This is a genomic window from Bradyrhizobium altum (assembly GCF_020889705.1).
Lineage (GTDB): Bacteria > Pseudomonadota > Alphaproteobacteria > Rhizobiales > Xanthobacteraceae > Bradyrhizobium > Bradyrhizobium altum.
In genome coordinates, this window is the sequence record NZ_JACMYP010000106.1 from 21,038 (window position 1) to 28,263 (window position 7,226).

The window sequence follows — 7,226 nt, forward strand, 5'->3', positions numbered from 1 at the left end:
GCTCAACGCCACCCGCTCGCCTCGCCGACCTCGTCCGCCCGCCCGGCAAACCGAAGCGCCAGGCGATCGAACCAGAGATAGATCACCGGCGTCGTGAACAGGGTCAGCAGCTGGCTCACCAGCAGGCCGCCGACGATCGAGATGCCGAGCGGATGCCGGAGCTCGGAGCCGGCGCCGCTGCCGATCATCAGCGGCAGCGCGCCGAGGACGGCGGCCATCGTCGTCATGATGATCGGCCGGAACCGCAACAGGCAGGCCTGGTAGATCGCCTCCCGCGGCGGCTTGCCCTCGTTGCGCTCGGCGTCGAGCGCAAAGTCGATCATCATGATCGCATTCTTCTTCACGATGCCGATCAGGAGGATGATGCCGATGATCGCGATGATGGTGAGGTCCTGGCCGGCCATCATCAGCGCCAGCAACGCGCCGATGCCGGCGGATGGCAGCGTCGACAGGATCGTCAGCGGATGGATGAAGCTCTCATAGAGCACGCCCAGCACGATATAGACCGTGATGATCGCGGCCAGGATCAGGAACAGCTGGTTGGAGAGCGAGGACTGGAACGCCAGCGCCGCGCCCTGGAAGCTCGTGATCATGCCGAGCGGCTGGTTGATTTCGGCCTGCGCTTGCTTGATCGCGGTCACCGCGCCGCCGAGCGAGGCGCCCGGGGCCAGGTTGAACGAGACGGTTGCCGACGGGAACTGGCCGAGATGCGAGACCTGCAGCGGCGCGGTCTCGACCCGCATCTTCGCCAAGACCGACAGCCGCACCGGCGTCGAGCCGACCGATGACGGCAAATAGATCGACGACAGCGAATCCAGCGAATTCTGCAGCGACGGGTCGGCCTCCAGGATGACGCGGTACTGGTTCGAATTGGTGAAGACGGTGGAGACGATGCGCTGGCCGTAGGAATCGTACAGCGCATTGTCGATCGTGGCCGGCGTGATGCCGAACCGCGCGGCCTGGTCGCGGTCGATGTCGACGAACACCGAAAGCCCCTGCGCGGAGATGTCGCTGGTGACGTCGCTGAGCTCGGGTAATTCCCTGAGCTTGTCGACCAGCTTCGGCGTCCATTCCGCGAGCTCGTTCGGATCGGCATCCTGCAGGATGAACTGATACTGCGTCCGGCTCACCGTGCCTTCGATGGTGAGGTCCTGGACCGGTTGCATGTAGAGCGTGATGCCGGTCAGCGCCGCGGTGCTCGCCTTGATCCGGTCCATCACCGTCGAGACGCCGGCCTTGCGCTGCTCATGCGGCTTCAGGTTGATCAGGATGCGGCCGCTGTTGAGCGTGGTGTTGGTGCCGTCGACGCCGATGAAGGACGACAGGCTCTCGACATCGGGATCCCTGAGGATCGCGCTGGCGAGCCGCTGCTGCCGCTCGGCCATCGCCGCATAGGACACCGATTGCGGCGCCTCCGAGATCGCCTGGATCACGCCGGTGTCCTGCACCGGGAAGAAGCCCTTGGGGATGACGACGTAGAGCAGCGCCGTGAGACCAAAGGTGGCGAGCGCGATCAATAGAACGAACGTCTGGCGGTCGAGCACCCAGTTGAGCATCCGGCCGTAGATCGCGATGACGGCGTCGAAGCCTTCCCGGCTGAGCCGCTGGAAGGTGTTCTCGCGCGTCATGCTTTCCGGCTTCAGGAGTTTCGCGCAGGCCATCGGCACCAGCGTCAGCGACACCACGGCGGAGATCAGGATCGTGACCGACAGCGTGATGGCGAATTCGCGGAACAGGCGGCCGACGACGTCGCCCATGAACAGCAGCGGGATCAACACCGCGATCAGTGACACCGTCAGCGAGATGATAGTGAAGCCGATCTGCTCGGAGCCGCGCAGCGCCGCCTCGAGCGGCGACTCGCCCTCCTCGATATAGCGCGAGATGTTCTCGATCACGACGATGGCGTCGTCGACCACGAAGCCGGTCGCGATCGTCAGCGCCATCAGCGACAGATTGTTCAGGCTGAAGCCGAACAGATACATCGCGCCCAGCGTGCCGACCAGCGAGAGCGGCACCGACAGGCTCGGGATCAGCGTGGCGCGGGTCGAGCGCAGGAACACGAAGATCACCAGCACGACCAGGATCACCGCGAGCGCCAGCTCGTATTCGACGTCGCGGACCGAGGCCCGGATCGTCACGGTCCGGTCGGTCAGGATGTTGAGGTCGATCGCGGCCGGCAGCGTGGCTTGCAGTTGCGGCAGCAGGTCCTTGATGCCCTGGACCACCGAGATCACGTTGGCGCCGGGCTGGCGCTGGATGTTGAGGATGATCGCCTGCGTCTCGTTCATCCAGGCGCCGAGCTTGTCGTTCTGCGCGCCGTCGACGACGTTGCCGACGTCGCTGAGGCGAACCGGCGAGCCGTTCTTGTAGGCGATGATCAGCGAGCGGTAGTCGCTGGCATTGCGGATCTGGTCGTTGGCATTGATGGTGTAGGCGCGCATCGCGCCGTCGAAATTGCCCTTCGGCGTGTTGACATTGGCGTTGCCGAGCGTGGTGCGGAGATCGTCGATGTTGAGGCCATAGGCCGCGAGCTTGCGGATGTCGGCCTGGATGCGAACCGCGGGGCGCTGGCCGCCGCTGATGCTGACGAGGCCGACGCCGGGCAGCTGCGAGATCTTCTGCGCCAGGCGGGTGTCGACGAAGTCCTGCACCTGCGTCAGCGGCATGGTCTTCGAGGTCAGGCCAAGGGTCAGGATCGGCGCGTCAGCCGGATTGACCTTGGCGTAGATCGGCGGCGCCGGCAGGTCCGACGGCAAGAGATTGCCCGCGGCGTTGATCGCGGCCTGCACCTCCTGCTCGGCGACGTCGAGCGAGATCGACAGGCCGAACTGCAGCGTGATCACGGACGAGCCGGCCGAACTCACCGAGCTCATCTGGTTCAGATTCGGCATCTGGCCGAATTGCACCTCGAGCGGCGCCGTTACCGACGACGTCATCACGTCGGGGCTGGCGCCCGGATAGAAGGTCTGCACCTGGATGGTCGGATAATCGACCTCCGGCAGCGCCGCGACCGGCAGGAATCTGAACGCCAGCATGCCCGACAGCATGATGGCGATCATCATCAGGGTCGTCGCCACCGGCCGCAGGATGAATGGCCGCGACGGGTTCATTTCGTCTGCCCGTCCGCGGCACCCTTGTGGTTGCCGCCTCCCGCCTTGTCGGGATCGGCGCCACCCTTGCTATCTGCCTTGGTGTCTCCCTTGCCGTCACCCTTGGCGGTCCCATTCGCCGCGCCGCTCGCCGTGCCCTTGGCCGCGCCGGCCGGGCTCGCGGCATCGGCGGAGGAGCGCACCACCACCTTGGCGCCCTCGCGCAGCTTGTCGGCGCCGTCGATCACGATGCGATCGCCAGGCACAAGCCCCGAGAGCACCTCGACACGGTCGCCATCGGTGACGCCGATCTTAACCGGCCGTACCGAGACCGTGCTGTCGGCGTTGACGAGATAGACGAAGGTGCCGGGGACGCCGCGCTGGATGGCGGCGGTCGACATCGTCGTGGCATCCTTGTGGGTGTCGAGCAGCAGGCGGATGTTGACGAACTGGTTCGGATACAGCGTGCGCTTGTCGTTCTCGAACTGGGCGCGCAGCTTGATCGTGCCGGTGGTCGCATCGATCTGGCTGTCGAAGGTCTGCAGCGATCCCTCGGCGAGCTTGTTGGCGCCGCTGCGGTCATAGGCCGCCGTCGGCAGCACCGCGCCGTCCTTCAACCGCTTCGCGACCGCCTGCAGATTGTCCTCCGGCAGCGTGAACAGCACGCTGATCGGCTCGAGCTGCGTGATCACGACAAGGCCGTTGGTGTCGCCCGCCGTCACGTAATTGCCAAGGTCTACCTGGCGCAGTCCGACCCGCCCGTTGATCGGCGAGACGATGCGACAATATTGCAAGTTCACTTCGGCCGATTTCACCGACGCCCGGTCGGCCTCGACCGTGCCCTGATACTGCGCGACCAGCGCGACCTGGGTATCGAGCGTCTGATGCGGCACGGCGTTCTGCGTGGCGAGGTTCTGGTAGCGCGTGAGATCGACCTGGGCGCCCTTCAGCTGCGCCTCGTCGCGCGCCAGAGTGCCCTTGGCCTGCGCCAGCGTCGCCTCATAGGGACGCGAATCGATCTCGGCGATCAGGTCACCTTTCTTGACCTCATCGCCCTCCTTGAAATCGATCTTCATCAGGTAGCCGCTGATCTGGCTTCTGATCGTCACGGTCGCGAGCGACGTCACGGTGCCGAGCGCATTGAGGCTGACGCCGATATCGCCCTTGCCGACGGCCTCCGGCACGATCGACATCGGCCCGGCGTTGCGCCCGCCGCCGGCCTGCGGCGGCGCGGCCTGCTGCCGCGTCCACCAGACGATGCCGGCAAGCACCGCCAGCACGACACACCCTGTCAGAAACCCTCGCCCGCGCGATGGCCGCCTGGTTTGCTCGGGCGCCACGATAGACGGGTCTTTGATATGCTGGTCCATAACTTGCCCACGAAGAAACACGAATGAGCCGGTGCGGCTCTATGTGTCCCCTGAAATCCGCGCGCGCCACATTCGTGGAAGCATTTTGGACGCTTCCGTCGGACAAAGCGCGTTAAGAATCGGAAAGGAAAGTCCTCCTTCCCGATCGGCCGCTGTTTCTCGCTGGATTGTGGCTATTTTACCCGATCATCTGTAGCCAGGGCAACACGATCAGCAACAATCCGGCAAAGTAGATTACGCCGAAGATCAGCCCGAACTTCCAGAAGTCGCCTTTGCCGATATAGCCGCTGCCGTAATACATCGGCGCCGGTCCGGTGGCGTAGGGCGAGATCACGCCCATCAGGCCGAGCGAATAGACGCACAGCAGCATCAGGGTCTGCACCGACAGGCCGGGAATGCTGGAGCCGACGGCGAGCACCACCGGCAGCACCGCGGCGGTATGCGAGGTGATGCTCGAGAAGAAATAGTGGATCCAGAAGAAGAATGTGACGAGCAGGATCATCCCGACCAGCGGCGAGGTGCCGGAGAGCGGTTTCGCATAACCCTCGGCCACCCATTTGATGAAGCCGATCTCGTTGAGACCCGACGACAGCGTGAGCAGCGAGGTGAAATAGAAAAAGACCTCCCACGCGCTCTTCTCCGCGACGATGTCTTCGAATGCGATCACGCCTGTGAGCAGCATCAGCGAGATCACGACGAACACCACCGTGGTCGCGTTGATGAAGTTCGAGCCGAGCAGCGGCACGCTGATATTGGGATTGGAGCCGCAGATCCACAGGAACATCGCGAGCACCACCAGCACCGCCATGATCCATTCGTGCCGCGACGGTGGCCCCATCTTGGCAAGCTCGCCCTCGCTCCAGGTCACGATCTCCGGGCTCTCCTTGATCTCCGGCCTGCAGATGAAATAGCTCAGCAGCGGCACCAGCAGCAGCAAGAGGATACCGAGCGGCGCGAAGCCGATGAACCATTGCGACCAGCCGACCTCGATATTGACGAGCTTCTTGGCGATCGAGAGCGCGGCGGCGTTCGGCGCCAGCGCGGTCAGAAACAGCGAACTGGTGACGGCCGTGGTCGCAAACGCGGTCCACATCACGAAGGTGCCGATCTTGCCCGCAGTCGGACCGGGCTCGGAGCCATAGATGCGCGGGATGTTGCTGACGATCGGATAGATGGTGCCGCCCGAGCGCGCGGTGTTGGACGGCGTTGCCGGCGCCAGCACCAGATCGGAGAACGCCACCGCGTAGCCGAGCCCGATGGTGCGGCGGCCGAGCCCGCGCACCAAGAGCAGCGCCAGCCGGCGGCCGAGCCCGCTCTTGCGATAGCCGATCGAGAACACGAAGGCGCCGACGATCAGCCACACCGTGCTCTCGGAAAAGCCGGCGAGCATCCAGCGCAGCGACTTGTTCGGGTCGGGCTCGACATAGCCGCCGACACCGGCGACCGTCAGGCCGATCAGGCCGACCGCGCCGACCGGCATCGATTCGAGGATCAGCCCGGTGATGACGGCGGCGAACACCGCAAAATAGTGCCACTGATTGGCGTTCAGCCCTGACGGCACCGGGACCAGATAGATCACCAGCCAGACCAGCAGCGGCGCAAACGTCCGCCATGACGATTTCATGCAGCGTCCCCCTCACCTGTGTCGATTGTCGGCGCGCAAGCCGCCATGTCCCGGGCGGCGGCGCCATCTTTTTGTGGCAATGTAGCATGGTCGCGCAGTCCGTCTCGGGAAACTGCGGCGGAATGGCGCGGCTTGTGGAGGAACCGGCGCGTTTCGTCAACACGTCGCGACCCCGTGGCAGGCCCCATCGCAAGACGGCCCGCGCTTTGCTATCTTCGCTACCATGACCTCACGCGACTCCGCCTCCTCCGAGATCACGCCCGAGGTGCTGCTGCGCGCCTATGCCTGCGGCATCTTCCCGATGGCGGAGAGCGCCGACGATCCGACCCTGTTCTGGGTCGAGCCGGAATTGCGCGGCGTGATTCCATTCGACGGCTTCCGTGTTGCCTCCCGCCTGGCGCGCACCGTGCGCTCGGACGTGTTCACCGTCACCGTCGATACCGCGTTCAAGGCCGTGATCGCCGGTTGCGCGGCGCCGCAGCCCGGCCGCGACGACACCTGGATCAACAAGCGCATCCGCGACCTCTATGTCGGGCTGCACGGGTCAGGCCATTGCCACAGCGTCGAGGTCTGGCAGGACGACAATCTGGTCGGCGGGCTCTATGGCGTCAGCCTCGGCCGCGCCTTCTTCGGTGAAAGCATGTTTCACACCACGCGCGACGCGTCGAAGGTCGCGCTGGTGCACCTGGTGGCGCGGCTGATCGCGGGCGGGTTCGAACTGCTCGACACGCAATATGTGACCGAGCATCTGAAAACGTTCGGTGCGGTGGAGATTTCGCGCCGCCGCTATCGCGCGCTGCTCGACAAGGCGATCGCAGGCGCGCCGGCCGAATTCCGCAAGCTCGATACAACGCAGCCGGTCAAGGGCGCCGACGCGCTGGCGATCATCGCCGCGCGCAATTGACGTAGCGCGGTGATCGCGTAGCCCGGATGAAGCGAAGCGTAATCCGGGACCGCATTATCCGCGGAGAAAGAACCCGGATTTCGCTGTCGCTTCATCCGGGCTACGTAGTGCCAATCAATTCCCGAACAATCCGCCGAACAACCCGCCCGGCCGCTGCTGCTGGGGCGGCGGAGGTGGCGGCTGCTGCTGGTATTGCGGCAGCGGTTGCGGCGGCGGACGCGGCGCGGCCTGCTTCGGCG

At 65.0% G+C, this 7,226-nt stretch carries 4 protein-coding genes; 1 reads left to right on the top strand and 3 read right to left on the bottom strand.

Features of this window, described 5'->3' with window-relative positions:
* Positions 1-2 precede the first annotated feature (2 nt).
* From H8B02_RS24190 to H8B02_RS24200, 3 genes are all read right to left on the bottom strand, one after another.
* Positions 3-3,110: an MdtB/MuxB family multidrug efflux RND transporter permease subunit gene (locus H8B02_RS24190; RefSeq protein WP_229168586.1), complete on the bottom strand. Its 3,108-nt coding sequence runs from the start codon at positions 3,108-3,110 to the stop codon at positions 3-5.
* Positions 3,107-4,369 (bottom strand): MdtA/MuxA family multidrug efflux RND transporter periplasmic adaptor subunit, encoded by a 1,263-nt coding sequence (locus H8B02_RS24195; RefSeq protein ID WP_229168587.1) that lies wholly within the window; start codon positions 4,367-4,369, stop codon positions 3,107-3,109. Before H8B02_RS24195 ends, H8B02_RS24190 begins: the two co-directional genes overlap by 4 nt.
* A 268-nt stretch (positions 4,370-4,637) precedes the next feature.
* The gene (locus H8B02_RS24200; protein ID WP_229168588.1) at positions 4,638-6,083 is read right to left on the bottom strand and encodes a DASS family sodium-coupled anion symporter; all 1,446 of its coding nucleotides are present in this window, start codon (positions 6,081-6,083) and stop codon (positions 4,638-4,640) included.
* 223 nt (positions 6,084-6,306) lie between these two features.
* Between H8B02_RS24200 and aat the strand changes: the two genes are divergently transcribed.
* The gene (gene aat, locus H8B02_RS24205; RefSeq protein ID WP_229168589.1) at positions 6,307-6,987 is read left to right on the top strand and encodes a leucyl/phenylalanyl-tRNA--protein transferase; all 681 of its coding nucleotides are present in this window, start codon (positions 6,307-6,309) and stop codon (positions 6,985-6,987) included.
* Positions 6,988-7,226: the final 239 nt, after the last annotated feature.

What these genes read in the sequence shown, in the direction of transcription:
- H8B02_RS24190 (WP_229168586.1), bottom strand. Translation starts at nt 3,110, where the DNA reads ATGAACCCGTCGCGGCCATTCATCCTGCGGCCGGTGGCGACGACCCTG.
- aat (WP_229168589.1), top strand. Translation starts at nt 6,307, where the DNA reads ATGACCTCACGCGACTCCGCCTCCTCCGAGATCACGCCCGAGGTGCTG.
- H8B02_RS24200 (WP_229168588.1), bottom strand. Translation starts at nt 6,083, where the DNA reads ATGAAATCGTCATGGCGGACGTTTGCGCCGCTGCTGGTCTGGCTGGTG.